This is a genomic window from Nitrosopumilus sp. b2 (assembly GCF_014078535.1).
Classification (GTDB): Archaea; Thermoproteota; Nitrososphaeria; order Nitrososphaerales; family Nitrosopumilaceae; genus Nitrosopumilus; species Nitrosopumilus piranensis.
The window spans coordinates 61,248-86,817 of the sequence record NZ_MU078704.1 but is presented as its reverse complement, the minus strand read 5'-3'; the positions used below and the strand labels follow the sequence as shown (position 1 = coordinate 86,817).

Sequence of the window (25,570 nt, the reverse complement as noted above, 5' to 3'; positions counted from 1 at the left end):
AATGGAATTTTAATACTTGAATAATGCTCTACAAGAAAACAAAAAATACAAAAAATTTGTAGTTGACTCTAGATTACAATACTTTAAGCCTCATGCTACAAAAATTGAAAAAACATTTGCTGAAGAAATATCTTCAACTCTAGGCTCCAATTCAAAATCCATTCATCCTAAATTCTTTTACGACAACAAAGGTTCTGAATTGTTTGAACAAATCTGTTCTGTTTCAGAATATTATCCGACTAGAACTGAAATCTCTATTTTACAAAAACTACAAACTGAGTTACCTCCATTTTTAGATGAAGATTTTAGACTAGTGGAATTGGGTAGTGGGTCATCTGTAAAGACACGATTGATTTTGGATTTTTTTACTAGCTCTCAAAAAAACACTGAATATTTTCCAATAGATATCTCTGAAATTCTTACAGAAAGCTCTGAGGAACTTCTAAATGATTACAAAAATCTAACGATAACTGGTATAATCGATACGTATGAGGGTGGTTTAGAATTCCTAAAAACATATGATGACAAGAAAAATCTTATTATCTTTTTAGGTTCTAGTTTTGGTAATTTTTCACCAATTGATGGTTACAAATTTTTAGAGAAGGTTTACTCCACAATGAAACCTGGTGACTTGTTTTTAATTGGACTTGATCTTGTTAAAGACAAAACTATTCTTGAATCTGCATATAATGACTCAGAAGGAATAACTGCTAAATTCAATCTTAATGTTTTATCTAGAATCAATGATGAGCTTGATGCAGATTTTGATCTAAAAAATTTTTCACATTATGCAATTTACAACGAAAAAGATCAGCGTATTGAGATGTATTTGAAATCTTTGGCTGACCAGTCTATCGTTGTTTCAAAATCTGATCTTGAGTTAAAATTACAAAAAGATGAATTGATTCATACTGAATATTCTCATAAATATCGTCTATCTCAAATTCATGACCTCCTTGACGATGTTGGATTTGAATTAAAACATACTTGGTTAGACGATAAAAAACACTTCTCACTGACTTTGGTCTCTAAAAACTAGATGTCTTCAGCACATCTAAATCCTGAAAACAACCATCTCTCGTCTAGTCTGAAAAAGTTCCTGTAACTTCCACGAATTGACATTCTTGGAGTACCAAAAGAGCCTCCTCTCAAGACTTTTTGATTTGTAAACCACTTGTCATTATATTCATCAAAACCTGTTTTGAATCCTGGATAACCTGCAAATTCTGAGGATGTCCATTCCCATACATCTCCAATCATGTGTTGGCAACCTGAAGAACTAACTCCGTTTGGATATGCTCCCATCTCAGCACATCCCCAATGATATGATTCAAGAATATTGCATTTGTCTTCTGATGGTTGATCGTTTCCCCATGGGAAGACTGTTTTTTCTTGTTTATCTTCATTCCAACAAGCAGCTTTTTCCCATTCTGCTTCGGTTGGCAATCTTTTTCCTGCCCATTTACAATATGCATCTGCTTCATAGAAACTAACATGGCAAACTGGTTCGTTTGGATTGATTTCTCTAATTCCTAAAAAGTCTCTAGTATGCCATTTACCATCAATTTTTTCCCAATACATTGGAGCTTTCCAATTGTTCTCCTTTACCTTTTCCCATCCATCTGATAACCAATACTTGTATGTCTCGTATCCTCCATCTTCGATGAATTCTAAATATTCCTCATTTGTAACTGGAAAAACATCTATCTTGTAATCATTAAGGTAAACTTTGTGTTCTGGGAGCTCGATGTCATAACAGAATTCTTTTCCATTAAATCCCATTGTGTATAAGCCACCTTTAATTTGCACAGATTTTTTTTCAACTCTATTTTGTAATTTTATTTTGTTTTTTCTTACTGGTCTGTATTGCTCAGCTAAAAGATGCTGTAAATCATAAACTAAAAGCTCTTGATGTTGGCATTCGTGATGAAAACCCATTGTAATTAATCTCACTGCATCATCACTCAAAGATTGGGTTTCTATGAATTTCTCAACCCTTTGATTTATTGTGTTAAAATATTCAAAAATTTGATCAACTGTTGGTCTGGAAATTACTCCACGCAGTCCTTTGTCTTGTGGAACTCCAAATTGTTGATAATAAGAATTCAAATATTCTGAAAATTCTTTTGAATAGAACTCATAATTTTTGTCCAATTTACTCATAATTGCTTCATAGATCCAACTGACATGCCCTATGTGCCATTTTGGTGGGCTCATGAAAACTGCAGTCTGTACAACAAAATCATCTTTTTCAAGCGTTTTCACTAACTCTAAAGTTCTACTTCTAGTCTCTCTGAATTGTTCTAATAGTGGTTTTTTTACTTCTAGCCCTGCATTGCTAGTCATAATTTTTTATCAGTTTTTTCCACTATTATATCTGACCATAGATTCACTATTGGGAATTTGAAAATTCTTTTTATCTTTAGCTTATCTTGAGAAGGCATGTCTGATGATTTTACTTCAAAATGTGAACTTTTGCTAAAAGAACCTGAAATTCGTTTTGCAGGATTTTTAGATATGATGGGAAATTTGATTGTAGGATCATTCCGTGATGACGTTAAACCTCTAAAAACTGAGGAAGAACGTAAGAAGATGTTCATTGAGGCTGTATTGCGTATTAGAACGAGGCAGGATTTTGATGATAATCTTGGACCTGTATCTTATGCTGCTGCACGAAGAAAAAAAGTTGTAACATTTACTTTTCCATTAGATAATGTAGTTTTGTTTGTATCTGCAGAATCTGATGTGGATATTGACAAGATGGCACACAAAATAATGAATTTGTGTTCAATTGAAAATAATTCTTAATATCCTCTAGCAAAAACTGGAACTGACTGGCTTTGCTCTCCACAATAGATGCATTTTGAATCTGTATTTTCACTTCCAAATGGAATGACTCGTATATCTGCGCCTGTTTCTTCTTTTATCTTCTCTTCGCATTCTAATTTTCCACACCAGGGTGCATTGAAGAATCCGCCATCTTCAATTTTTGATTTGAACTCTGCATAATCTAAAATATTTTTTGTATTTTCTTTTGATTGTATTTGTGCATTTTCTAACATGTTTTTTTGTATTTCATCTAAAATAGTAATAATTTTTTCTATATTGTTAAATTCTAAATTCAATTTTTCACGATTGTATCTTTTTGCAATAACGACACTCTGTTTTTCGATATCTTTTGGTCCAATTTCAATACGCATTGGTACTCCCTTCATCTCCCAATCATTGAATTTGTAACCTGGTGACAATCCTTGCCTGTCATCTACTTGAATTCGAATATCTTTTGATTCTAATTTTTCTTGAATCTCTTTTACTTTTGGTATTACTTTGTCTCTACCTTCATCATTTTTGTAAATTGGAACAATTACTACTTGAGTTGGTGCAACTTTAGGTGGTAAAACAAGACCTTGATCATCTCCATGAGCCATAATCATAGCTCCAATTAATCTCCATGACACTCCCCATGATGTTTGCCATGCAAAATGTTCTACATTATCTTTGTCTGCAAACTTTACTTCAAATGGTTTTGAGAAATTTTGTCCTAAGAAATGTGATGTTCCCATTTGCAGTGCTTTGCCATCTGGCATTATGGATTCCATAGTAGTTGTATACACTGCTCCTACAAACTTTTCTTTTTCACTTTTCTTTCCGGTTGTAACAGGAATTGCCAATTCCTCTTCAACAGTATTTTTATAAATTTCTAAAATTTTCATTACTTCTTTTTCTGCTTCTTCTTGTGTTGTGTGTACTGTATGCCCTTCTTGCCACAGAAATTCTGATGTTCTCAAAAATGGTTTTGTTGCCTTAATCTCTGCACGCAAAGCAGTGTTCCAGAAATTAATTTTTAATGGTAGGTCTCTCCAACTCTGAATCCATTTAGAATACAATGTGTATGCCAATGTCTCAGATGTTGGTCTTAACGCCAGTCTGTCCCCTATCTCATTTGTTCCAGAATGTGTTACCCAAAAAACTTCAGGATTAAAACCTGCAAAATGTTTTTGTTCTTTTCCTAAAAGTGACTCTGGAATTAATACTGGAAGAAATCCATTTCTGATTCCATTCTTTGCAAATTTTTTATCAAATGTATTTTTCAATGACTCCCAAATGGAATAACCATCTGGCCTTAGCACAATTAATCCTTTTACAGGTGCGTAATCTGCCAATTTGGCTTTGAGCACTACTTGAGTATACCATTCACTAAAATCATCTTTTTTTGAAACCGTGATGCCAACGTCTTCTTTACTCAAACTAAAATTTCAAGAATAAATTAACTAATGAGCCTTTCGTGAATAGTGATTCTAATTTTTTCTTAGAGCGGGTCGCCTTTACAGAGGACTTTTCCTGTTACTCTGCTTTGGAAGTTTGGACATACGAAGCATTGGATAAAATGAATGTCATCTTTTAGAACTGGACAAGCTACAAATTCTTGTTTCATTCTTTTGAGCATTTTTGGACTGACTCCCTTTAACTTCAATTTTCCTTTATCGTCCATCATTCCTGATGCTTTTAGCTCAGCTTTTACGTCATCTGGTAGTTTTTGTCGTCCTTCTCGTTCTTGAATTTCTACTTCAAATTTGTGTTCTAGTTCACCCATGACTATACGACTAACTCCGGTGATTTATTACTAGCGTTTTTTCGATCTCAAAAAAGTTTAAACTTTAATCCAAAGAACATTTTTAACGATTAAACTCCGTCTTAGTTTAAATAATATTGTTGAATTTTTATGCAACTTTTGATCGATTATATTTTTTCTAAGAAGTTCAAATATTAGACTCTGTTTTATTTATCTAGATGCCTGAATCTGATTTGAGCTATGAAATATTGAATATCCTTTGTCCTTCTTATTTGGGTGAACATGGTTATTTTTGCATGATTTATCCATGGGCAAAAACTTCAGTTACTGTAAAGTGATTATCACTTTTGATTTTTATTTCTGATATTTTGGTAGTACCTTGATAAGAAACTGCATTTGTCAAGATTTATGGCGAAAAAATCCGTTAAGAAATTGACTCCGTCACTTAGAATGCCAAGTTTCTCTGAATTTGACAAGGTTCTTGACAATTTTAGACGAGATATGGAAAAATCGTTTTTCTCTTTTCCAAGAATAGATTTTCCATCTTTTCCAAAATTACCTGAATCTGGTTGTGATGTGATTGATGAGGGAAAGCAATTTCGAATGAAAATGAATGTGCCGGGATTGAAGAAAAATGAGATTAATCTCAATGTAACTGATAACTCAATTGAGGTAACAGGAGAACACAAAGAAGAAGAAAAAAAGAAGAACTTTCTAAGAAAAGAAAGACATAGCATGTCCTACTATCAAACAATCCCATTTTCCGAAAAAATTGTACCGGGGAAAGTAAAGGCAAAAGTTACAGATGGAGTTTTAGATGTAACTATACCTAAAGCAAAGCCTACTCCTGTACAAAAGAAAAGATCTGTAAAGATACAGTGATTCTTTCTTTTTTAAGAAATTCTATTTTTGTTGATGATATTTACAAATACTTAGATTTTCAATGATGATAACTGTAGACTTGTTTAACTACTGATGTTGTTATTTACAATTATGAGGGATGATGAATTTTGTCATTGTGGCTCTTGTGGTCATGAAAAAATCACTGAATGTTATGGGAAACAATGTGGTTGTTGTTTAAGTGATCATCAAGGAGCATTTGGAAAAAATAAATGACAAACAACTCTTCAACAAATGATACCCATGTGACTAAGATCTGTAAAAAATGTGATGTTGAAATGAACATCACCTATCTAAAAGTCAAAAGGCGGGGAAATGAAACAAAAAATATTCCAACTGAATATTATTGTCCAAAATGTGATCATACCGAATGTGAAAATGATTAGATTCTATTTTTTATGTGTGGTCAATACTAGGTAAACAATATTTGGCGTGCAAGTCTACATGGTACCAATACAATCACCAAAAACATTCTAATCCTGCCGGACTCGAATTCCAGAAAATTCTTTTGATTTTGTATATTATTGAAATGTATTTGAAAAAATCACTATCCTATGCATCAAAATTTTTTCTTATGATGCGATCAAACTAGGTTTAGTCAGTAAAAACATTATCATAGCTTTAATATAATTAGCAAATTTTTGCAAAACAGAAATCAATTGTTAGTAATTTTTGATGTTGAAGGTGTTTTGTATGATGAAGAATACCTTCCAATTCTTGCAGAAAAGGTCAACAAACAAGATGAGATTTGGGCAATTACTAAACAAGGTATTCAAGGAAAAATTAACTGGGAAGATGGACTAAAAACTAGAGTTGCTGCCCTAAAAGGGCTCGATGAAAAAACATGTCAAGAAGTTTCAGATACATTACCAATCATGACTGGTGCAAAAGAAGCATGTAGAGCATTAAAAGCAGCTGGCTGGAAATTGATGGCTGTTTCAGGAGGATTCACACTGATGATGGAGAGATTACAAAAAGAATTAGACCTTGATTATGTTTTTTGTAATGAATTGATTTTCAAAAATGGTAAACTGGATGGAGTAAAAATCAATGTTGACTCAGACAAGTCGAAATCTGCAAAAATAAAAATTGAAGAATGGGGTGAAAAGAAAGAAGATATTGTTTGTGTTGTAGATGGTGCCAATGATGTCAGATTATTTGATATTTGTGGACTGGGCATCGCATATCGTGCACAGGATTTAGTTAAGGATTTAGCAACAACTACTTTGGAAGAAAAAGATCTTTCCAAAATACTTGACATTATCAATAAACACTACAAATTAGAATTAGAAGTTTCAACACCAGCATAAACAATTTTTTAGTCCATACACTTCAGTTACTTTAATTGGAAATTATCCCTGTAACCCTTGAAAAAGAAATTGAGGCATCTGATGATGTTTCTCAATTAATTGCATCTTCAATTCAAATTCAAGATAATGATATCATTGTAATTGCGCAAAAAATTATTTCAAAGCAGGAAGGGCGCTTAATTGATCTATCTACAGTAACTCCTACACTACTTTCTGAAGGAATAAGCTCTCAGTATCAAAAAGATCCCAGAATAACTGAATTGATTTTGTCTGAATCAAAACGAATCATTCGAATGAAAAATGGAATTCTAATTGTTGAAACAAATGGTGGAGTAATATGTGCAAATGCTGGAATTGATGAGAGCAATGTAAAAGAGGGGTTTGCAACATTATTGCCATTAGATTCTGATAAATCAGCAAAAATTATTCGTGAAAAAATTTATGGGCACACAAAAAAAGATGTTGCAGTAATAATTTCTGATACATTTGGACGACCATTTAGAATGGGACAAACTAATTGTGCTATAGGTATTTCTGGATTAGTTCCAATTATTGATTATGAAGGAACAAAAGATACATTTGGAAAAACTTTGCGAGTTACTGCGATTGCAATTGCTGATGAACTTTCAGCTGCATCTGAATTAGTAATGGGAAAAACATTGAAAACCCCTATAGCAATTATTCGTAATTACTCCTTCAAAAAAGGGGACACTGGAACTCATGAATTAATTCGTCCTGAGCATGAAGATCTTTTTAGATGAATTTCTCTAACTTCAGTAAGATTATTACCTAAAGAAGAAAAATTTTATTTGAAAATGCCAATAAGTGCAGAATTACATTGTCACAACTCCTTTTCAAACTTTCATGTTGGTGATGACGAACCTCCATATGACTGTGATATTTCTATAAGAGATCAGATAGAGCGATCATATAATTTGGGATTGGATGCAATTTTTGTAACAAACCACAACACGCTGGATGGATATAATCAATTATTGGAATACAAAAATGATCATGCTAAATTCAAAAACATTGATGTTTTTCCAGCTGAAGAAATAACCACAGATACAGGAGCGCATGTTTTAGCTTATGGCATTCATGATGCAATATCTCCTGGGCTCTCTTTAGAGGAGATTATTGATGAAGTAAGAAAACAAGATGGTGTTTCATCTGCCCCTCATCCATTTAGTTTGCTTGATGCATTACGCAATGATGCCAAAAAATGTGATATGGTTGAGGTCTTTAACAGTAACAATATTGATATTTTGTCCAATGCACGTGCAACTGAATTTGCTCTAGATAACAATATGACTCAAGTTGCAGGAAGTGACTCACATGTTCTATCCACTCTTGGTAGATGCGTTAATGTAATTGATTCAGAAAATAATCTTGATGATATTTTACATGCAATGAAAAAAGGTAAGATTTCAATTTCTCAAACTGGATATGCTTTGCAAAATGAAACTCTTGATCACTTACGATACAAAATCAACAATTCAAAAGAATACATTTTTGATTATATTTCTGAGCATTACCCAAGTACAAAATGGCTTTTTTCATTGTTATTGAAACTCTATGATTCAAATCCAAACAGTCATGCATGGACTTTGTTCTATAAACTTGGAATTTATTTTATGAAGCGAATTTCTCAAAAAATTAATTTTCAAAATCATGATCCCAGTTTCATGAAAGACAGATATCTTCCAACTATGTTTAAAATGGCGTTATGATCAAAAATGAATCTAATTAACTCAAATAGCTTTTAATATGACAAAACGCTCTTTTTCAATTAGATACTATGTCTGAATCCTCAGAAAAAAAATTAGATGCAACTGGATTGTTTTGTCCAGAACCTGTTTTTAGAACCAAAATTGAAATTGAAAGAATGCAAGTAGGTGAAACGTTAACTGTTTCTGCAGATGATCCTGCTGCTGAAGATGATATTTCTAGATGGGTTACAAGAAATGGTCATGAACTCCTAGACATGTCTAAAGATGGCGATGTTATTACTTTTCAAATTAAAAAGGTGAAATAACCAAAATTATGACCACTGTTACTGATACAGATGTTTTGAGTCGTGTAGGCAATACCCCTCTTGTAAAACTAGACTCTCTTTCACATGATAACACTGATTATTTTGCAAAATTAGAAGGACACAATCCATTTGGTTCAATAAAGGACAGAGCTGCATATTGGATGATAAAAGATGGTGAGGAGAGAGGAATTTTAACAAAAGGTAAGAGCATTATCATAGAACCTACCTCTGGGAATACTGGAATTGCACTAACTGGAATTGCAAATTTGTTAGGGTACAAAGTTGAGATTGTAATCCCTGAAAAAGCAAGCAATGAAACTAAAGATATTATACGAAATTTAGGTGCTAAGGTATTTGAGACAAGTGATGACTTGTGTCCTAAAGTTGGCGCAGGTACTGATCAAAGTATTGCCCTTGCAACTTCAATTGCATCCTCGAGGCCAGACACGTACTATTCACCTAATCAGTATGCCAACGAAGCAAATTTCAAAGGACACTATATTGGAACTGGACCTGAAATCTGGAAACAAACTGAAGGCAAAGTAACTCATTTCTTTACAGGTGTAGGTACTGGTGGCACAATAACTGGAATCGGTGCATTCCTTAAAGAAAAAAATCCAAATGTAAAAATTATTGGATGCCAGCCACAACAAAATCACTTAATTCAAGGGTGGAGGAACTTTGAGGAATCTGCAAAACCTGATTTGTTTTTGAAAAGAGAAAATGTAGTTGATGATTGGATTTCTGTTGATAACAATGAAGCATTCTCTGTAGTAAAGGAAGTCTTTGAAAAAGATCAATTACTGATTAGTCCATCTTCTGCAGCAGTTTATGCATGTATGAAAAAATATCCTATCAAAGGAGATGCATGTGTGGTTGGAATCTTTGCTGATGATGGAAGAAAATTCAAGAGTGTTTATGCAAATCAAAATATAATGTCTGAAGATGATTTTGAAAATTGTCTTAAGGATGCAAAATACATGTCTGAATTAGCATACTAAATTATTCTAAAATGCTTTTCAAATTTTTCTCATAAAAATCTCTAAAAAATGAATTCATATCCCTTTCATGGTTTAGACAATTATTACTTTGTTCTGTAATGGCATTTTTAATTTCTTTACTCCACTGGCTTTGCTGTTTATCTTTAGAATTAATTATTGATGGATTTTCTTGAATTTTCTTCATGGTATCTATTAACGATAATGATAACTGACGAAATTTGCTTATTTGTAAAAGAAATCTATTTGATTCTTCTTTGTTAGTGATTTTTACTAATGAAAATATCTGATTATAATACTCTAAACTTTTTGTGTTATACTCTTCAAAATTTTTAATTCTTTTTTGCCAATATTCTTTAGAAGTTTTTTCCTCAACTTTGTAACTGAATTGAATTTTACTTAATTCCATGCCTAATTCTGCTAATTTGTCACTGTGCTCTTTGATCATTTTTTTGTTATTTTCTGCCTCAGCACTCATGAATATCAGTAAATTTTATTCCAATAAAGAGTTTAGATTTTTGATTTATTCCACGAGTCAAGGGATTCCTTGGAATAATCTAGTATGCATTTTTCACAAAACGAATCCCATTCTCCTATTCTCATTTTTTTAAAATAATCTATTGACCATTTGTATGGTGGTTCTTCTCGATATTGAAACTGCTGAATCGTATAGATGTCTTTTTCAAAAAACTTGTTTAAACATTTTTTGCATTGTGCATTTTTCATTCTTGCTTGTCTGCACTTTCTGTTAGATATTTGTCAACATCAATTGCTGCCATACATCCAAACCCTGCTGCAGTAATTGCTTGTCTATAACTTCTATCATGAACATCCCCTGCTGCAAATACACCTTCAACATTTGTGTGTGTTTTGTCTTTTAAAACCACATAGCCTTCGTCATCCAAATCAATCTGATTTTTGAACAATTTTGTATTTGGGACGTGACCAATTGCAACAAATAATCCTCCTACGTCTAATGTTGATTCTTCATTTGTTTTGAGATTTTTTAGAACTGCTTGTTGCATTTTTTCATTACCTTTAATGTCAATGACAGCTGAATCCCAATGAAATTTTATTTTTTCATTATTGAAGGCTCTTTCTTGCATAACTTTACTTGCCCGCAATTTATCTCGTCTGTGTACTAGATGTACGGTAGTTGCAAATTTTGTAAGAAATGTTGCCTCTTCAATTGCAGAATCGCCTCCGCCCACTACCACTAGTTCCTGATTTCTAAAGAATGGTCCGTCACATGTAGCACAATATGATACACCTTTTCCACCAAATGTTTCTTCACCTTCTAATCCTAATTTTCTTGGATTTGCACCTGTGGCGATAATGACTGCACGCCCTTCGTATTCTTCAGATGCTGTCAAAACTTTTAGTGGCTTTCGCCTAAAATCAACATCTACTGCCTCATCATCAATTATTGTAGTGCCCATTCTTTGAGACTGTTTTCTCATTTCAATCATCAAATCTGGCCCCATTATGCCATTTTCAAATCCTGGATAATTTTCAACTTCTGTTGTGTTAACTAGTTGGCCTCCTGGCAATATTCCTGATAAAATTAATGTGTCATAACCTGCTCTGGAACAATAAATTCCTGCAGTATATCCTGATGGCCCTGCACCAATTATGATAACGTCAAACTTTGTTTTCTTTTTGTCTGGCATCTTTGGGTTGTCATCATTTGTTTCAAGTACAGTTGCACCTGAATCTGCTGCCATCATAGTAAATCATCTTTTAATTTCAATAATTTAAGTGAATATCCCTTTTTGACTAATCATCTTTCATTCTCATTAGAATTTGATCACATATTTTTCGCATTTGAGAATCAGATCCAACACTAGAAATTTTAACTATGTCTGTGGTTGTGATCATTCCTGTAATTTGCTCATTTTCTTTTACTGGGAGTTTGTGAATTACTTTTTCTTTCATTATTTCTGATGCCTCCCAAATTGTTTCTTCTGGGCTAATTGTGATTAGTGGTGATGACATCACTTCGCCAACTTCAGTAAATAATGGTCTTCCTTCAGCAGCAACTTTTGTAACAAAATCCCTTTCTGTAACAATGCCTATTGGTTTTGATTGATCTGTGACAACAACACACCCAACATTCATCCTCTTCATATCTTGTGCTGTATCCTGTAGTGATGTTGACTTGTCTGCAGTAAGGACATTTTTACTCATTACTTGACTGACAAATGTATTATCCATGTTTTATTGGCATATCCCAATTATATCACTTAAATTCTAAATTATCATAATTGAAAATCAAACTAGATAATCGTTAAATCCTTTTAATGGTAATCTGCTTACTCTAAAACATGGTCATTAAGACAAAGAGAATTTTAGTGCCTCTTGATGGCTCAAAAAACTCCATTCGCGGTTTAGATATGGCCATACATGTTGCAAGACAATCTCAGGGAGTAGTTGTTGCCTTGACTGTAAAATCTGTACCTGGGATATATGCTATTCATCCGTTGGGATTTTTAGATTTTAACTCTGCAAAGGAAGCCAAAAAAATTCTTGATGCTGCAAAACTAAGAGCTGCAAAAAAAGGAATTAAACTAATTCCAAAAGCAATGTCTGGAGATCCAGGATATGATATTGCACGATTTGTAAATAATAAAAAAAATAAAATTGACTTGGTTGTAATTGGAGCTCGTGGCAGAAGTTCTGCAAAGAAGCTTTTCTTAGGAAGTGTTTCTAACTATGTTTTACACAAATCAAAAAAGCCTGTGCTTATTGTAAAATGACTGCAAACACTACAAACTTTAAAAAAATTCTTGTTCCTCTTGATGGCTCTAAATATTCTGAAAAAGCATTACAACGTGCATGTGAATTAGTTGATGCGTTTGGCTCTAAGATAATTTTGATTTATGTTGTTGAAAAATCTCTTACTATCAATCTACTAGATCGTAAAGAATATCTGTCAATTCTTAGAAAATTTGGAAAAAAAACACTAGAGCGTGCAAACAAGACACTATCTAAAAAAGGAATTTCTTCAAAATCCTTTCTCAAAGAAGGAAACATTGTTTCTGAAATTGAAAAAACCGTAAAATCTGAAAAATGTGATCTGATAGTTGTTGGAAATAAGGGTCTTGGTGCAGTTACAAGATTTTTGCTTGGCAGTATTTCAAATAAACTTGCCCAACATTCTCCATGTTCTTTGTTAATTGTAAAGTAAGTCTAGTTTGCTAAAACCCTTACAATATCTGATTTTGTAATAATTCCTACTAATTTTGAGTTTTTTACAACCGGCAATCCGCTAATGTTGTGTTTTATCATAAGTGTAATTGTTGTTCTGATTTCTTCACCAGCATCAACTGTAACGGGATTTGTTGTCATAATGTCTGTTGCATGGAATGGAAAAAGATAACTCATTTGATTTGCGTGCCCTTCTGTTAACCCTTTTTTGAATTTGTACTCTTGTACTTCCTTTGGATCAGCTGATTCTGCAATCCATTGTGGAATTTTTGCAGGAACAAAATCCCTGAATGTGATAATCCCCACTGGCTTTTGATTTCCTTTAATTATTACTCTGGATATTCCATACCTTAACAACAGGCTTTCAACATGCAAAATCGGATCACTTGGTGATGCTGTAATCAAATCTTTTTTCATCACTTGAGATACTTTGAGTGATTCAAAACCTTTTGTTAGAAATATTTTAACCAGATCTGTTTTTGTTATAATTCCACCAATTGTTTTGTCATCATTTAGAATAATTACTACACCTATTCTGTGCTTTTTCATCATCTGTGCGCATTCTTTAACTGTATTTTCTCTAGTAAGTGTGAATAATTTTTTTGGTTTGAAATTTTTTGCTTTTACTGATTTTATTGGATTATTGCCTAACTCATAAATTTTTTTTGCAATGTCTTTTTCAGTAATTACTGCTATTGGATTTTTTTTGTCAACTACTACTATTCTCTTTACTTTGTTTTTTAGAAGTGACTCTCTTACTTTTACAAGGGTTGCATTTGGCCCAACTGTAATTGGTTTTGTTAGTAATTTTGTTAATTTAGAGTCTTTTAGATTCATGTGATTATTCTTTTAATATTGATTAAATATGTCGTTCTTAATACCATGCATGAAAATCACGACTAGTAATTACTAAAAGAGTTTTTAATTGTAATTTCAAGAGTTTATCTATGTCTGAAAAAATTCCATTATACATAATTGGCTTATCTAAAGATGAACCTGCCAGCGAAATTCTAATGTCCAAGTTTGGTGATGCGTTAGAGAAAGTTCAACAGGTATTGTCTGATATCATTGAGGCTAAAATTTCTGTAAAATCTCAAAATCCTGAAGGCTCTCGAACTCATTATGATGTTACTGCTACTGTAAAAACATCAAAAAGACAACTAGTCTATACTGAGTCTGGATGGGATATTCTAAAAATTTGTGATCAGTTAATTAAAAAATTAGAGAGAGAAATGCCAAAACATGATGATAATCGTCAAAGAGAAAGTATTCGCAAGAGGAAGAACTAACCATGTTTCAGAATATTTTAGTTCCATTTGATCTGTCTGCACAATCTACTAGGGCCTTTAAGGTTGCAGTAGACGTTGCAAAAAAATATCAATCAAAACTTACTCTTCTGACCTGCCTTGAGGGTGATGCATGGCATCACAAGTTCTATGATGCAAGAGCTGATTCTGAATTAATTAAAAAGCAAAAAAAGGTTTCACAAGAACATCTTGAAAAATTAGAGGAAATTGCTAAAAAAAATAATGTCTCTGTAAAATCTCACATCTTAACATCAAAATCAGTTGTAAATGATATTGTGGTATTTGCAAAATCTAGAAAACATGATCTAATTGTAATTGGTTCTCATGGTAGAACTGGTTTTGATAAAGCTATTTTGGGAAGTATTGCAAACGGTGTTTCTCAAAAAGCAAAGTGTCCGGTTCTTATAGTAAAATAACCTCTGGTGATATTATTGATCTCAATAGTTGGCAGTGGTAGAGTTGGTGCTTCAACTGCATTTCTTTGTGTTTCAAATGGATTAGATGATGTGCTACTTGTAAATCGATCAAAAGAAAAAGCCCTTGGTGAGGCATTAGACATTGCAAGTGCAATACCTGCACATTCTAACTTTTCTATTCGAGGAACTGATGACTATTCTGAATTAGTTGGCTCTGATATTGTTGTAATAACTGCAAGTGTTGAAGTTTATACAAAGGATAGAACTGAAAATATGGATTTGCAAGTAAAAATGATAAAAGATATTGCAAATAAAATCAAACAATATTGCCCTTCTGCAATAGTATTGATTGTTTCAAATCCTCTTGATGTTCTGACTTACTTTTTTCAAAAACAAAGCGGATTTCCCAGATTTAGAGTGATTGGTATTGCCTCTAGTCTTGATACTAGTCGATTTCGTTATTATATTTCTGAGACTCTATCTGTACCCCAATCCTCAATTTCTAATGCAATTGTTTTAGGGGAGCATGGTGATTCTATGGTTCTTGTTTTTTCATGTGTCTCTGTTGGTGGGAATCCTCTTTTTTCAATGATTGATAGTAGAGACACAATAACTGAAAATGTGCGAAATTATTGGAAGACTCTACGAAATTTTAAGAGCAGATCCCAATTTGGTATTGCTAAAAACACATTTGATGTAATTGATGCAATTTTAAAGAAAAAAGAGATTGTAATTCCCGCATCAGTTGTTCTTGAAGGAGAATATGGAGAAAATGATGTTGCTATGGGAGTCCCAGTAAAAATTAATCAAAATGGCATATCTGAAATACAGAAGATAAAACTTGATGACACTGAATCATCATCTTTAAAAAAATCATCTGAAATAATTCGTAATTACATAAACTCTATTCATCAATGACTTACTATCTTTTGTAACTTTTCCTGATGCTTGTTGCAGAGTGTTCTATTTTTTAATTGCGAATAAATAAGATCTTTTTGCCAATGTGCATTGTATAGTCTGCACTCTTTATCCTCACAAAATGCTTCTCCTGTTTCATAATACATGATTGCCTGTAGGAGATATCCTTTGACAATTTCTGATATTCTTGAATCATTATATTCTAAAAATTCCTCTTTGTATTTTTCTTTGATTTGATTGATTCTTTCTTTTTTAAAATCTGTCATCAAGTCTAGATAGTATTGCCTTGGTTTTGCAGGTGCCTCTATTATTCCAGTAGTCGATATTATTGTAGGATTTGATCCAATCAGTGCCCTTGCATGATATCTGTAATCACTTTCATCAAAAGTACATGCAAGTTTGTTTGTAAAAATAATATGTAATGTTTCTTGGTTGCTTTCCTTTGATGTAATGAATTCTGCTATTATTTTTTGAAATTCAAATCCATCATAAAGAATTTTTTCCTCATTTTGTGAGTTGTCTATATTATTTTCCTCCATTTGTATTTCTTGGTCTGTTGGATTGTGTTTTTCAAATGGTTTTTTTAATTCAAAAATTCGTGTTGTTGCAATTTTTTGGAAAATCTCTTTACTTGTATTTTCAAAGAAATTTGGCCTAATTTCTACAACCACCTGAAATGTTTCCTTTAGAAATTTTTCTATTTCATTAATTTTAATTTCTTCTACTGTTGGTTCATCATAAATGATAATTTTCTTTGTTTTCAATGTGAACACAATTGTATGATTGCTTATCTTTGTAACGTTGGTTTTTTTAAAATTAAGCTGTTTTTGTGTATAATTTTTCTAATGGATGTAGTTAACTCTGTTTTTGAATATCAATATTGTGTTTAATACTATACTATTGGATTGATTTCTGCCTTTACAATATTTATTTCGACAAAATTTCTTTTTTGATAAATGTCTTTATAGTTTATTTACTAATTCAATGAGAATTTGACATGTACAAAACAATTCTAGTACCTCATGGTGGAACTCCAGCTGGAGATCTTGCACTCAAACATGCAATACATGCCGCAAAGGAATCATCTTCTAAAATTATCCTTTTACATGTAATTGAAGAAATTCAACACCCTGCTACATTTGCTCTATCTGAATCAGAACGAGAAAAAATGTTAAACAGTATACAAGAAGCTAATGAATCAATCCGTCAAGAAATGGTAAAAGAGATGGAACAAAGAAGTCAGGAATGTAAAGATGAAAACATAACTGTTCAAGTTAAAGTTGAAATGGGAAATGCTGCAGAAAAAATTCTAAATATTGTACAAACTGAAAATGTAGATCTAGTTGTTATGGCAAAACGTAGGAAGTTAAAGGGAGTCAAGAAACTGCTTTCTTTGGGCAGTGTATCTAGAAAAGTAGTTGAAAACGTATCTTGCCCTGTAACTTTAATTGATGTTGAAAAAATTTAATCAAATCAATGTAATACTATTTTACAAAATTTGAGGTAGTAATCTGAAATTATATGTTCTTTTTAATTTTTGAATACACAAAAATCCCAATGGCTGTAAAACCTATTACGACTATTCCTAATCCTATTAACCATTCTTGGGAAAACCACTCAAAATTTGTTACAATCACAATTCCAATTAGGATTGCTATGGTAACTCCTAATGAAAAAATTAGGATGTTTTTATTCATCCCTTGTGTTTTTCAGATGCTGATAAGTAGTTATGGATTATAATTGATATCTGTGTAATCTTTCTTAGATTTTTGCAAGAATTTTTTTCTTTTTTAAATTAAATTCTTTTTGAGTAATTATTTTCTTTTGTTTTAATTCTGCAAGTTTTGTTAAAAGTTCAAGATCTCTTTCTCCAGGATATTTTTCTCTGATGAATATACCTGTAACAAATTTTTTGAATTTGTTAACGGGGCCTTTTGACTCTTTTAGTCCATCTTTAGTGGCATTTTGAATAATTTTAGATGTTGTTTTCGTAGAATTTTTTAGTTTATTCCAGTACTCTGATGTTGATACATAGTCTGGAATACTGGTAATTTTCTTATTCAAATCTTTTATTCTAGCACACTTTTCTTTAATCACAAAATCTTTTGCTATTGTGGAATTTGTTCTGGATGACTCTTGAAAATCTGATATATCTTGATTAATTTTTGGAGATGATGGCAACATGGGACCAATTTGTGTATTAATTATTGCTTTTTGATTTCTCATTTGTTTCATGAGTCCTCGTATCTTCATTGTAAATATAATCTGTAATCAAGATGATTTAATTCTGAATTAAATCAACTCTAATCCGTCTTAATAATAACAAATGACATAATTGATTAGTGAATTCGTGATAAGACAGCTACCTTATACATGCGATGTAGGTCTGCCTTCACTGAATTCACAATAAAAATAATGTTCTAAACGTAAGTAATAATCTAATTCAAAATCATTCTATTATTTTTTGGAACTCTTATTTTGAGTGTTGGATATTTTAGACTTGATTGTTTTAACTTTACTTTTCAAATGAGTTTTTTCATGTTTGCGTACCTCATCAAATGTGTATGATGTTCCAATCCAATGAAAATCACATTCCTTACATTTGTACTTCATTTTGTAGAACTCCTTTTACAAAAACTTGTAATTTTGAATTGCTTGATATCTATATGATATTTGTTATTGGGTTCATTGACACTTGACATCAATTTGAAACCTTTCTTTTGTGACTCTTTTCATGGAGAAGTAATTTCTGAAAATTATCTTCTGATGCATCCCAAGTAAAATTGCAATGTTTGCAATGATATGTCATTTATTTTCCTGCATCCTTGGATTTCTTATTCTTGGATTCTTCAAATGCATTTACATCTTTTACTGCTTTGATTTTGGAAGAACCAAATCGTAATTTTTCAATAATTTTTTTAAACATACTATGTGTAGTTTTCCCTTGATATATACCGGCGTAATTCTTACACTTTTTGATTAGAAAATATACCGTCTATGCCTCGTTTCGTAAATACTAGTATGCCATACAATAGTATGAACTGTCATAAAAAAAGTGAAGCCCATGTTTGGAGATATTCTAAACATAACAAAATTCATAGGTGTCTAAAATGCAAATCCAGAATTCCAATTACGGAAAAGGAATATCATCTCAAATGGGGCATGCATGAAAACATTACAAAGTAGATTTTGATTTGTAATTACATCGTATTTTTTTCAAGTTAATTAAAGATTAGTAACAAACGAATTGCTTTATCTTTCGAGCTCTTTGATTTTTTCAGCTGCAATTTCAGCTGCTCTTTTTCCAGAATACAACATTGAACCAAATGTAGGTCCCATTCTTGCCAAACCATGAGTTTCAGTAACTGACATTCCTGCTGCAATGAGTCCTGGATATATTTCACCTGTCTTGTGAACTACATGTTCTTCTCCATCGTTAACAAACATTGGTTCCATTCCCTTCCATTCTGCAAGGCCTCTGTCTACTAGTCTTTTTACTGCAACAGAATCATGACCTGAAGCATCAATGATTACTTTGGCTTCAAATGCCACTGGATCAACACATGTAATGTTACGTGGTAATGCTGAAACTGGCATCCAATTTACAACAATTCCTGCAACTCTTCCGTTCTTTAGAACTAAATCATCAAACTTTGTTAATTGTAAGAATTTTACTCCTGCATCACATGCGCCTGCAATTAATTTTGATACTGCATGTGGACCTGGTGTCAAATACAATCCTTCTTTTACTTTTTTGTATGGAATCCCCAATTCATCCCAAATTTTTTGGGCAGGCTCTCTAACAGTAACTGGATTCATCATATATCCTCCTAGCCAATATCCTCCGCCTAGGTAGTTGTTTTGTTCAATAACTAAAACCTTGAAACCCAAGTTTGATAGTTCTCTGCTTGCAGTAAGACCTGCAGGCCCTGCACCAATAATGATAACGTCAGACTCTGCTCTATCAATTAAAACTTCATGAAATTCATTTGCAATAGCTTGAGTAATTTCGACTTCGCGAACATCAGTAAATATTTTTGTTGATTGTTCTGCTACTGTAGCTTCTTGCATGAAAAAATTGTTACCTAGAACCCATTAATACTTTCCCACGCACATCAAAAATTAGGATCAACTAATTATTCTATATTGGTAAAATAACTATTCAAAAAATATAGGAAATATTGTGTCGTCCCTGAAAGTTTAAGCCCTAAAACCTCCATTTCTCAAAAATTTATATCACAACACAAAGGAATTTCCTTGTATTGACAGTATCTGATCTTAAACAATCTGCAGCTGATTCTCCCAAACCTAAAATTAATTGGGCAAGAATGGAAGAGGCAGATAATTTTGCAAAAACTGTAAAACTATTCCGTCAGGGAAAATATGACGAAGATAGTTTTAGACGATTTAGACTTCAACATGGTGCATATGGTACTAGAATGACTGGCGACTATGCAATGGTTAGAATTAAACTTCCTGCAGGTGAAATTTATCCTCATCAATTTGAAAAGATCTCTCAACTCAGCGAACAATATTCCATTGGAAGTGCTCACTTTTCAACAAGAGAAAACATTCAACTACATTGGGTAATTCTTGAAGATGTTTCAGAAATCTTCAGAGGATTAGCTGAGGTTGGATTAACTTCAAGGGAAGCATGTGGAAATAGTGTTCGAAATGTAATGTGTAGTCCAATGTCTGGTGTTTGTTCTGATGAAGAATTTGATTCTACACCATATGCACTTGCTACTGCAAAATTCTTTTTGAGAAATCCAATGGCCCAAAACCTTCCTCGTAAATTCAAATTCAATTTCACATGTTGTGAGAAACATGGAATGGTAAGGATGGTAGATGTCGGATTGATTCCCCAAATCAAAGAAATAGATGGAACTCCTCAAAGAGGATTCAAAATTTTCCTTGGTGGTGGATTGGGAAATAGATCATTTGTTGGACACCAATTAGAAGACTTTACTCCCGAAGAAGATTTACTTTACACCTCAATTGCTGTATTGAGAATATTTGATAGATTAGGGGATAGAAAAAATCTTGCAAGAAATAGAATGCGTTATCTTGTAAATGATATGGGTTGGGAGAAATTCCAGAACCTTGTTCTAAAAGAAAGAGCTGTTGTAAAAGCCACACAATCTGTAGTTACTCAACTTGATTTAGACCACACTCCTGATGAAATTAAACGACCAATTCGAATTAGTGATGAGAGTGGAAGTGGAACACCTGATGGTTATGCTAGATGGCTAAAAACTAACACTGAAAAGCAAAAACAAACTGATTATCGCACAGTCTTTATCACTCTTGAAGCAGGAGATATCACTTCTAATCAACTAAAAACACTAGCTGATATTATTCATGACTTTTCTTCTGAAGGCAAAGCACGTGCAGGCTTTGTTCAAAATGTTGCATTACGTTATGTTCATGAAGATGATTTGCCACGTTTGTATTCTAAACTCCTTGAGATTGGATTGGCAAAATCTGGTGCCCTTACTATGACTGCCCCTATTGGATGCTCTGGTACTACATCTTGTAATCTTGCATTAACCAATTCACATAGATTGGCAAAAGAAATCCAAAGAAAATTCTTGGAATTAAAACTTGATGAAGATGATGATCTTCGTGATTCCTCTATCAAAATTAGCGGCTGTCCAAACTCTTGTGGCCAACATGGAATTGCAACAATTGGATTCTTTGGTGGAGGTGCACGTCTTGGAAAAGACATGTATGCAAACTACCAGATGTTGATTGGTGGTCGCTCTGATGGAGATACAATGTTAGGACAAATTTGTCATAGAGTTCCTGCAAAAAGAGTAATTCCAGTTATTTTGAAGATTATTGAACTGTTCAAAGAAAACAAAAAACCTGATGATACTCTCAAATCTTGGATTCATAGAATTGTAAATAATAGTGAGGATTCTCAAATCAAATCCATAAATGACATTAGAAAAGCAATTGAACCATTAACAATTCCTCCAACAAAAGATGAGGATCCTGATTTCTATCTTGATTATGGCAGCGATACTAGTTATCATACTAAAACTGGAAAGGGTGAATGCGCTGCTTGACAGAATCTGGTAAAATAACAATAGATGTAGATTCCTTACGTTCTGAGATTAGCGATAAGAGCGTTAGAGTAATTGATGTGAGGCGAGAAGATGATTACAAAAAAGATCATATCTCTACTGCTGTAAATTTACCTTTGGCAAATCTCTTGTCTGATGATAGTCCTGATCGTGTTTTAAAATTAGTAAATTCAATGGGAATTGATGATGATACTAGTGTTGTAGTTTATGATGATACATTCGGAGCTTTAGCCTCAAGAGTTGCTTGGACATTAGAATATCTTGGACATGCAGATGTTAGTCTACTTGAAACAACTTATAGTAATTGGAAGTCTCTTGGATTGGAAAGTGACTCTAAGACCCCTGACGTACAAAGTAAAGAACACTCTTTGAAATTGCAGCCTGATATTTTGGCCACCTCTGATTATCTAGAGACTGCAAAACAAAGAGATGACGTGATTCTAATTGATAATAGAGAGCGATTAAATTTCCTTGAACAACATATTCCTGGAGCAATTAGCCTTCCATACAGAACCCTTGCATCAGATGATAAAATTTTACGCCCAAAAGAGGACATGAAGCGCTTGCTTGATAATCGTGGTGTGAGTGGGGATTCTGAAATCATTACGTACTGTGGAAGTGTGGGAACTCTTTCTGGATTGGCATATTATGCACTAAAAACTGCAGGACTGCCAAATGCCAAACTGTATGTCCGCTCTTTTAAGGAATGGAAGAATCTTCAAAAACCTACTGTAAAGCAAGAAGATGCAAATTACTGGGATTTGTCTGCTGAATAATTAAGAAATTTCGTTTCTAAGTTTTTTTGTGATTGTAACTTCGACATTATCAAATAACATTAACATCTTTTCTTTGTTTTCAGCAATGTAATCATTGCCTCTATCTTTTAGTCTTATTTTCCACAATCTTATTTCCCTGTGTTCATCAAAGAAATTTTCAATCATCTGTTCTCCTGATTTTTTGGGGTCTACAAACTCATCAAATATCTCAATTGCCTTTTCTGCATTCTCTTCCTCAATTGCTTCTCTTGCATCTTGAATTGCCTGGCTTAGCTCTTTGAGGTTCTTTACTGGTTTTGGCAATCTCTTTCTTGTAATTCCAAACAAACCTTTCTTCTCTTTGCCCATCTTTTCTGCAATATTTGGGGCAAGGTCATATACTGGAATCTTACTTAGGCCATCTCTTTTTTCATTTTGAACAATCAATCCTTTTTCCAATAATTTTCTTAATGCAGTTTCTGCATCTTTTTTATCTAGAAATGTTGTCCAGACAATTGAACCCAATGTGTGGTATCCTTGTCTAATTGATTCTAAAACTACAACTTCTTGAATTCTTTTGAACCCCTCTTCGATTCTAACATTAACAAAATCTTTGTCTCTAATTGATTTTCTTGCATTCTTTACATCAATTTCAATTGAACGCTTTAATGCTTCTAATGATTCCGGAACTTGATTTAGTAATGATAAGAAACATGCTTTGTTGTACCATGCCATTCCATATGTTGGGTCAGTCTCAATTGCCTTTTCAACTGAATCCAAAGCTTTTGAGTAATTTTTTTGTTCATAATGAACCAATCCTTTAAGATTCCAAGCTTCTGGATTTGTTACATCAATATCTAAAATTCTATCATATACCTTTAGTGCCTCATTATGATCATCAATGTGAAATCTTGCATATCCTAATTTTAGCAATGTCTCTACATTGTCCGGATCTATTCTCAGGGCCTGCTCAAAGACTACAATGGCCTCTTCGAGTTTTTCATCTGCCATCAAGTTGACTCCTTTCTTGAACAGTTTCTTACGATTATAGTCGACATCAACTAGTGCGGTCTCTTCTTTCTTTTTTTCTAACCTAGTCTCCTCTTCTTTTTCCTCTGATTTTTTTCCGAATGGTTTCTTCACTAGCTCAAAATGCCTCATTATCTAGATAAATACTATCCTCCGTGAGCCTGAAAATAATTTGATTTAGAATCAATTTATGCGATCTAAATACAGAAATACTTGAAGTATAAACAAACGATTGTGTCATCTCAGTCTAAATTAGAAATCCAAGGCCAGGCACCCTTTAAACAATCAGGCGTATATGAGACTCAAATTTCAATTACTGGAAGTAGACCTACTGATGACCAAATAAAATCAAAACAGTTCACTTCTCTTTGGCGTGGTAATTTCCATCTTAGAGTAAAAGATGGAGTATTCTCTGAAACAATTGGCACCCCTGAAAACCCAATTCCTTCTTCTGTATTAGAATTAGATACAATATGGATAGTTGTAACTGATCTATTTTCATCATTGCATTCTGTTTTTGATGTTCCTTTATCAAAATCAAAATCAACCACATCTACTCAAACATCTACTGAAACTAAAACAATTTCTGAAATTCCTAAACAAAAACGTTCTACTAAAACAAGTTCTAGTGTAACCGGTCCACCCGGTGACAAAGGTGCCACTGGTCCACAAGGTCCACCAGGTGACAAAGGTCCACAAGGTCCACCTGGACAAATAGGTCCACCAGGTGACAAAGGTCCACAAGGTCCACAAGGTCCACCAGGTGACAAAGGACCTACTGGTGACAAAGGTCACCCAGGTGACAAAGGAATTTCAGGTGATAAAGGACTAACTGGAGAAAAAGGAATTACTGGTGATAAAGGTGATAAAGGTGACAAAGGTGTACCTGGTCCACCCGGTGACAAAGGTGACAAAGGCCCAACAGGACCAATTGGTGATAAAGGTCCTACTGGATTAAAAGGACCTACTGGTGATAAAGGAGAAAAAGGTCCAACAGGTCCACCTGGCGATAAAGGTTTATCTGGATTAAGAGGTTCTCCAGGAGAAAAAGGTGACAAAGGTCCACAAGGTCCTCCCGGAGAAAAAGGATTAACTGGACCAATTGGAACACCCGGAGAAAAAGGTCCAACAGGGCAAACAGGTGTTCAAGGTGAAAAAGGAATTCAAGGACCGCCAGGACCAATTGGAGAAAAAGGTCCAATAGGTCCCGCAGGAGAAAAAGGTCCGTTTGGTCCTCCAGGTCCGCTTGGTGATAAAGGATTAACTGGTCCTACGGGTCCACCCGGTGACAAAGGCCCGGTAGGTCCTCCAGGACCAATTGGAGAAAAAGGTGTTAGAGGAACTGAAGGACCAATTGGAGAAAAAGGTCCACAAGGTCCACAAGGTCCAGCTGGCGCAAAAGGTCTTACAGGAGTTCCTGGTCCTCAGGGAGAAAAAGGAGAAAAAGGTTCACAGGGACCCACAGGAGAAAAAGGATTAACTGGTCCTACGGGTCCACCCGGTGACAAAGGCCCGGTAGGTCCACAAGGTTCTCAAGGTGAACGTGGTCCAACAGGTCCATCGGGAGAAAAAGGTCCACAAGGCCCACAAGGAATTCAAGGTCCACAAGGTGAACGTGGCCCAACAGGTCCAATTGGTTCTATTGGAGAACAAGGTCCACGTGGAGAACAAGGCCCGGTAGGTCCCCCAGGTCCAAGAGGTCCTCCCGGTCCACCAGGAGAAAAAGGTCCTGCAGGTGGAATGTCTTCTGAACAAAAAGCATTATTCAAAGAATTATTGGAAATATTAACTGAGAAAAATGTAATTTCCACTGAAGACCAAATCAAACTAATGAGTTATCTTTACTAATTTTTAGAAATATTTTTTTAAAATATTTTTCATTTTTGTACAGTTCTCACTAATCGCTGTTAGAAAAATGGAAAACAATTCGTCTTTGTGACGATTGTTAATTTACTGACGAGATTATCGTCTTCTCTTTGGAGCTGCTTTTCTCTTTGGAGCTGCTTTTCTCTTTGGAGCTGCTTTTCTCTTTG

The 25,570-nt window shown here is 33.6% G+C and carries 30 protein-coding genes and 1 pseudogene; 17 read left to right on the top strand and 14 right to left on the bottom strand.

What is annotated here, in order from left to right; all coding sequences use genetic code 11:
- Positions 1–16 precede the first annotated feature (16 nt).
- The gene (gene egtD, locus C6989_RS07245; RefSeq protein WP_182126786.1) at positions 17–1,039 is read left to right on the top strand and encodes an L-histidine N(alpha)-methyltransferase; all 1,023 of its coding nucleotides are present in this window, start codon (positions 17–19) and stop codon (positions 1,037–1,039) included.
- Here egtD and egtB read toward each other — a convergent pair.
- Positions 1,036–2,346: an ergothioneine biosynthesis protein EgtB gene (gene egtB, locus C6989_RS07240; protein WP_182126785.1), complete on the bottom strand. Its 1,311-nt coding sequence runs from the start codon at positions 2,344–2,346 to the stop codon at positions 1,036–1,038. The two genes, egtD and egtB, sit on opposite strands and share 4 nt — an antisense overlap.
- 96 nt (positions 2,347–2,442) lie before the next feature.
- Between egtB and C6989_RS07235 the strand changes: the two genes are divergently transcribed.
- On the top strand, positions 2,443–2,808 hold the full coding sequence (locus C6989_RS07235) for a DUF6659 family protein (RefSeq protein ID WP_182126784.1): 366 nt from the start codon (positions 2,443–2,445) through the stop codon (positions 2,806–2,808).
- Here the strand turns inward: C6989_RS07235 and proS are convergent.
- Both proS and C6989_RS07225 read right to left on the bottom strand, forming a co-directional pair.
- A complete protein-coding gene (gene proS, locus C6989_RS07230; protein ID WP_148703595.1) occupies positions 2,805–4,247 on the bottom strand; it encodes a proline--tRNA ligase in 1,443 nt (480 codons plus the stop codon). The genes C6989_RS07235 and proS overlap by 4 nt on opposite strands.
- Before the next feature lie 62 nt (positions 4,248–4,309).
- The gene (locus C6989_RS07225; protein WP_182126783.1) at positions 4,310–4,594 is read right to left on the bottom strand and encodes a hypothetical protein; all 285 of its coding nucleotides are present in this window, start codon (positions 4,592–4,594) and stop codon (positions 4,310–4,312) included.
- Between the two features lie 387 nt (positions 4,595–4,981).
- Here C6989_RS07225 and C6989_RS07220 point away from each other — a divergent pair, with 387 nt between their 5' ends.
- From C6989_RS07220 to C6989_RS07190, 6 genes are all read left to right on the top strand, one after another.
- Positions 4,982–5,455 carry an Hsp20/alpha crystallin family protein gene (locus C6989_RS07220; protein WP_182126782.1) on the top strand — a complete coding sequence of 158 codons (474 nt, stop codon included), beginning with the start codon at positions 4,982–4,984 and terminating at the stop codon, positions 5,453–5,455.
- 677 nt (positions 5,456–6,132) lie between these two features.
- The gene (gene serB, locus C6989_RS07210; RefSeq protein WP_182126780.1) at positions 6,133–6,783 is read left to right on the top strand and encodes a phosphoserine phosphatase SerB; all 651 of its coding nucleotides are present in this window, start codon (positions 6,133–6,135) and stop codon (positions 6,781–6,783) included.
- Between the two features lie 35 nt (positions 6,784–6,818).
- On the top strand, positions 6,819–7,544 hold the full coding sequence (gene cofE, locus C6989_RS07205) for a coenzyme F420-0:L-glutamate ligase (RefSeq protein ID WP_182126779.1): 726 nt from the start codon (positions 6,819–6,821) through the stop codon (positions 7,542–7,544).
- Between the two features lie 54 nt (positions 7,545–7,598).
- Complete coding sequence (locus C6989_RS07200) at positions 7,599–8,513, top strand: PHP domain-containing protein (protein WP_182126778.1); 915 nt, start codon at positions 7,599–7,601, stop codon at positions 8,511–8,513.
- A gap of 68 nt (positions 8,514–8,581) precedes the next feature.
- Positions 8,582–8,818: a sulfurtransferase TusA family protein gene (locus C6989_RS07195; protein ID WP_148703591.1), complete on the top strand. Its 237-nt coding sequence runs from the start codon at positions 8,582–8,584 to the stop codon at positions 8,816–8,818.
- An 8-nt stretch (positions 8,819–8,826) separates the two neighbouring features.
- Positions 8,827–9,819 (top strand): cysteine synthase family protein, encoded by a 993-nt coding sequence (locus tag C6989_RS07190; protein WP_182126777.1) that lies wholly within the window; start codon positions 8,827–8,829, stop codon positions 9,817–9,819.
- 1 nt (position 9,820) lies between these two features.
- Here C6989_RS07190 and C6989_RS07185 read toward each other — a convergent pair whose 3' ends face one another.
- The 4 genes from C6989_RS07185 to C6989_RS07170 are packed head-to-tail and all read right to left on the bottom strand — an operon-like array spanning position 9,821 to position 12,030.
- Positions 9,821–10,294 carry a hypothetical protein gene (locus tag C6989_RS07185; RefSeq protein ID WP_182126776.1) on the bottom strand — a complete coding sequence of 158 codons (474 nt, stop codon included), beginning with the start codon at positions 10,292–10,294 and terminating at the stop codon, positions 9,821–9,823.
- Between the two features lie 32 nt (positions 10,295–10,326).
- Positions 10,327–10,542 carry a hypothetical protein gene (locus C6989_RS07180; protein WP_182126775.1) on the bottom strand — a complete coding sequence of 72 codons (216 nt, stop codon included), beginning with the start codon at positions 10,540–10,542 and terminating at the stop codon, positions 10,327–10,329.
- Positions 10,539–11,543: a thioredoxin-disulfide reductase gene (gene trxB, locus C6989_RS07175; protein ID WP_182126774.1), complete on the bottom strand. Its 1,005-nt coding sequence runs from the start codon at positions 11,541–11,543 to the stop codon at positions 10,539–10,541. The genes C6989_RS07180 and trxB overlap by 4 nt, the downstream gene beginning before the upstream one ends.
- 49 nt (positions 11,544–11,592) lie before the next feature.
- Positions 11,593–12,030 carry a CBS domain-containing protein gene (locus C6989_RS07170; protein ID WP_182126773.1) on the bottom strand — a complete coding sequence of 146 codons (438 nt, stop codon included), beginning with the start codon at positions 12,028–12,030 and terminating at the stop codon, positions 11,593–11,595.
- A 110-nt stretch (positions 12,031–12,140) separates the two neighbouring features.
- On the opposite strand from C6989_RS07170, the gene C6989_RS07165 reads away from it, so the two are divergent.
- Both C6989_RS07165 and C6989_RS07160 read left to right on the top strand, forming a co-directional pair.
- Positions 12,141–12,572 (top strand): universal stress protein, encoded by a 432-nt coding sequence (locus tag C6989_RS07165; protein WP_148703585.1) that lies wholly within the window; start codon positions 12,141–12,143, stop codon positions 12,570–12,572.
- The gene (locus tag C6989_RS07160) at positions 12,569–13,003 is read left to right on the top strand and encodes a universal stress protein (RefSeq protein ID WP_182126772.1); all 435 of its coding nucleotides are present in this window, start codon (positions 12,569–12,571) and stop codon (positions 13,001–13,003) included. Before C6989_RS07165 ends, C6989_RS07160 begins: the two co-directional genes overlap by 4 nt.
- A gap of 2 nt (positions 13,004–13,005) precedes the next feature.
- Here the strand turns inward: C6989_RS07160 and C6989_RS07155 are convergent, their stop codons facing one another.
- The gene (locus tag C6989_RS07155; protein WP_182126771.1) at positions 13,006–13,860 is read right to left on the bottom strand and encodes a CBS domain-containing protein; all 855 of its coding nucleotides are present in this window, start codon (positions 13,858–13,860) and stop codon (positions 13,006–13,008) included.
- A gap of 110 nt (positions 13,861–13,970) precedes the next feature.
- On the opposite strand from C6989_RS07155, the gene C6989_RS07150 reads away from it, so the two are divergent.
- From C6989_RS07150 to C6989_RS07140, 3 genes are read left to right on the top strand one after another with little or no spacing between them, the layout of a single operon-like run.
- The gene (locus C6989_RS07150) at positions 13,971–14,312 is read left to right on the top strand and encodes a hypothetical protein (protein WP_182126770.1); all 342 of its coding nucleotides are present in this window, start codon (positions 13,971–13,973) and stop codon (positions 14,310–14,312) included.
- Between the two features lie 2 nt (positions 14,313–14,314).
- Positions 14,315–14,746, top strand: a complete 432-nt coding sequence (locus C6989_RS07145; protein WP_182126769.1) for a universal stress protein — start codon at positions 14,315–14,317, stop codon at positions 14,744–14,746.
- 15 nt (positions 14,747–14,761) lie between these two features.
- Positions 14,762–15,664, top strand: coding sequence for a malate dehydrogenase (locus C6989_RS07140; RefSeq protein WP_182126768.1), 903 nt, complete (start codon positions 14,762–14,764; stop codon positions 15,662–15,664).
- On the opposite strand, the gene C6989_RS07135 is transcribed toward C6989_RS07140, so the two are convergent.
- Complete coding sequence (locus tag C6989_RS07135) at positions 15,658–16,428, bottom strand: DUF6775 family putative metallopeptidase (protein ID WP_182126767.1); 771 nt, start codon at positions 16,426–16,428, stop codon at positions 15,658–15,660. The genes C6989_RS07140 and C6989_RS07135 overlap by 7 nt on opposite strands.
- Before the next feature lie 233 nt (positions 16,429–16,661).
- On the opposite strand from C6989_RS07135, the gene C6989_RS07130 reads away from it, so the two are divergent.
- On the top strand, positions 16,662–17,132 hold the full coding sequence (locus C6989_RS07130; RefSeq protein ID WP_182126766.1) for a universal stress protein: 471 nt from the start codon (positions 16,662–16,664) through the stop codon (positions 17,130–17,132).
- A 293-nt stretch (positions 17,133–17,425) separates the two neighbouring features.
- On the opposite strand, the gene C6989_RS07120 is transcribed toward C6989_RS07130, so the two are convergent.
- From C6989_RS07120 to C6989_RS07110, 3 genes are all read right to left on the bottom strand, one after another.
- Positions 17,426–17,899 (bottom strand): hypothetical protein, encoded by a 474-nt coding sequence (locus tag C6989_RS07120; RefSeq protein ID WP_182126764.1) that lies wholly within the window; start codon positions 17,897–17,899, stop codon positions 17,426–17,428.
- A gap of 222 nt (positions 17,900–18,121) precedes the next feature.
- Positions 18,122–18,277, bottom strand: coding sequence for a hypothetical protein (locus tag C6989_RS07115; protein ID WP_182126763.1), 156 nt, complete (start codon positions 18,275–18,277; stop codon positions 18,122–18,124).
- A 639-nt stretch (positions 18,278–18,916) separates the two neighbouring features.
- Positions 18,917–19,735 (bottom strand): sulfide-dependent adenosine diphosphate thiazole synthase, encoded by an 819-nt coding sequence (locus C6989_RS07110; protein WP_148703574.1) that lies wholly within the window; start codon positions 19,733–19,735, stop codon positions 18,917–18,919.
- 191 nt (positions 19,736–19,926) lie between these two features.
- Here C6989_RS07110 and C6989_RS07105 point away from each other — a divergent pair, with 191 nt between their 5' ends.
- Positions 19,927–21,735, top strand: coding sequence for a nitrite/sulfite reductase (locus C6989_RS07105; RefSeq protein WP_182126762.1), 1,809 nt, complete (start codon positions 19,927–19,929; stop codon positions 21,733–21,735).
- Positions 21,732–22,529 carry a sulfurtransferase gene (locus C6989_RS07100; RefSeq protein WP_182126761.1) on the top strand — a complete coding sequence of 266 codons (798 nt, stop codon included), beginning with the start codon at positions 21,732–21,734 and terminating at the stop codon, positions 22,527–22,529. The genes C6989_RS07105 and C6989_RS07100 overlap by 4 nt, the downstream gene beginning before the upstream one ends.
- Here C6989_RS07100 and C6989_RS07095 read toward each other — a convergent pair whose 3' ends face one another.
- Positions 22,530–23,651: a tetratricopeptide repeat protein gene (locus C6989_RS07095; RefSeq protein ID WP_182126760.1), complete on the bottom strand. Its 1,122-nt coding sequence runs from the start codon at positions 23,649–23,651 to the stop codon at positions 22,530–22,532.
- 120 nt (positions 23,652–23,771) lie between these two features.
- Between C6989_RS07095 and C6989_RS07090 the strand changes: the two genes are divergently transcribed.
- Positions 23,772–25,385, top strand: coding sequence for a collagen-like domain-containing protein (locus C6989_RS07090; RefSeq protein ID WP_182126759.1), 1,614 nt, complete (start codon positions 23,772–23,774; stop codon positions 25,383–25,385).
- Positions 25,386–25,499: 114 nt separating this feature from the next.
- Here C6989_RS07090 and C6989_RS10305 read toward each other — a convergent pair.
- Positions 25,500–25,570: pseudogene (locus C6989_RS10305) on the bottom strand (histone); the annotation flags it as partial.

What these genes read in the sequence shown, in the direction of transcription:
- C6989_RS07180 (WP_182126775.1), bottom strand. Translation starts at nt 10,542, where the DNA reads ATGAAAAATGCACAATGCAAAAAATGTTTAAACAAGTTTTTTGAAAAA.
- C6989_RS07200 (WP_182126778.1), top strand. Translation starts at nt 7,599, where the DNA reads ATGCCAATAAGTGCAGAATTACATTGTCACAACTCCTTTTCAAACTTT.
- C6989_RS07115 (WP_182126763.1), bottom strand. Translation starts at nt 18,277, where the DNA reads ATGAAGTACAAATGTAAGGAATGTGATTTTCATTGGATTGGAACATCA.
- C6989_RS07160 (WP_182126772.1), top strand. Translation starts at nt 12,569, where the DNA reads ATGACTGCAAACACTACAAACTTTAAAAAAATTCTTGTTCCTCTTGAT.
- C6989_RS07220 (WP_182126782.1), top strand. Translation starts at nt 4,982, where the DNA reads ATGGCGAAAAAATCCGTTAAGAAATTGACTCCGTCACTTAGAATGCCA.
- trxB (WP_182126774.1), bottom strand. Translation starts at nt 11,543, where the DNA reads ATGATGGCAGCAGATTCAGGTGCAACTGTACTTGAAACAAATGATGAC.
- C6989_RS07235 (WP_182126784.1), top strand. Translation starts at nt 2,443, where the DNA reads ATGTCTGATGATTTTACTTCAAAATGTGAACTTTTGCTAAAAGAACCT.
- C6989_RS07225 (WP_182126783.1), bottom strand. Translation starts at nt 4,594, where the DNA reads ATGGGTGAACTAGAACACAAATTTGAAGTAGAAATTCAAGAACGAGAA.
- C6989_RS07185 (WP_182126776.1), bottom strand. Translation starts at nt 10,294, where the DNA reads ATGAGTGCTGAGGCAGAAAATAACAAAAAAATGATCAAAGAGCACAGT.
- C6989_RS07145 (WP_182126769.1), top strand. Translation starts at nt 14,315, where the DNA reads ATGTTTCAGAATATTTTAGTTCCATTTGATCTGTCTGCACAATCTACT.
- C6989_RS07155 (WP_182126771.1), bottom strand. Translation starts at nt 13,860, where the DNA reads ATGAATCTAAAAGACTCTAAATTAACAAAATTACTAACAAAACCAATT.
- C6989_RS07150 (WP_182126770.1), top strand. Translation starts at nt 13,971, where the DNA reads ATGTCTGAAAAAATTCCATTATACATAATTGGCTTATCTAAAGATGAA.
- egtB (WP_182126785.1), bottom strand. Translation starts at nt 2,346, where the DNA reads ATGACTAGCAATGCAGGGCTAGAAGTAAAAAAACCACTATTAGAACAA.
- C6989_RS07120 (WP_182126764.1), bottom strand. Translation starts at nt 17,899, where the DNA reads ATGAAACAAATGAGAAATCAAAAAGCAATAATTAATACACAAATTGGT.
- C6989_RS07110 (WP_148703574.1), bottom strand. Translation starts at nt 19,735, where the DNA reads ATGCAAGAAGCTACAGTAGCAGAACAATCAACAAAAATATTTACTGAT.
- C6989_RS07130 (WP_182126766.1), top strand. Translation starts at nt 16,662, where the DNA reads ATGTACAAAACAATTCTAGTACCTCATGGTGGAACTCCAGCTGGAGAT.
- C6989_RS07195 (WP_148703591.1), top strand. Translation starts at nt 8,582, where the DNA reads ATGTCTGAATCCTCAGAAAAAAAATTAGATGCAACTGGATTGTTTTGT.
- C6989_RS07165 (WP_148703585.1), top strand. Translation starts at nt 12,141, where the DNA reads ATGGTCATTAAGACAAAGAGAATTTTAGTGCCTCTTGATGGCTCAAAA.
- C6989_RS07190 (WP_182126777.1), top strand. Translation starts at nt 8,827, where the DNA reads ATGACCACTGTTACTGATACAGATGTTTTGAGTCGTGTAGGCAATACC.
- C6989_RS07170 (WP_182126773.1), bottom strand. Translation starts at nt 12,030, where the DNA reads ATGGATAATACATTTGTCAGTCAAGTAATGAGTAAAAATGTCCTTACT.